At 65.0% G+C, this 448-nt stretch carries 1 protein-coding gene; it reads left to right on the top strand.

All coding sequences use genetic code 11. From position 1 onward, the window contains the following. Positions 1-448, top strand: a 448-nt coding sequence (locus H7J86_RS31650) for a sensor histidine kinase (protein ID WP_267295809.1), incomplete at both ends; no start/stop codon positions are given.

The raw sequence follows: 448 nt of genomic DNA, 5'->3' as shown, positions 1-448 counted from the left end.
CAACGCCGTGACCCGGCCACTGGGTCTGCTGGCGGCGTCCTGCCGCAGGATCACCGAGGGGAACTTCGGCGAGCGCATCATCCCGCAGGGGCCCAGTGATATTCGGGCGATTGCCGCGGGCGTGGAAGATATGCGGCAGCGGATCGTCGAGGAACTGGCCGTGTCGCAGGCGGCACGTGACTCCCTCGACGAGCAGGCCGAGGAACTGCGGCGCTCCAACGCCGAGCTCGAGCAGTTCGCCTATGTGGCCTCCCATGATCTGCAGGAACCGTTGCGTAAGGTCGCCTCCTTCTGTCAGCTGCTGGAAAAGCGTTACGGGGACAAGCTCGACGAGCGGGGTACCGAGTACATCGCCTTCGCGGTGGACGGCGCCAAACGCATGCAGGTGCTGATCAACGACCTGCTCACGTTCTCTCGGGTGGGCAGACTCAACGCCACGCATACCGAG

The organism is Mycobacterium hackensackense (assembly GCF_025822555.1).
Classification (GTDB): Bacteria; Actinomycetota; Actinomycetes; order Mycobacteriales; family Mycobacteriaceae; genus Mycobacterium; species Mycobacterium fluoranthenivorans.
This window is presented reverse-complemented; position numbering and strand designations above follow the sequence as displayed.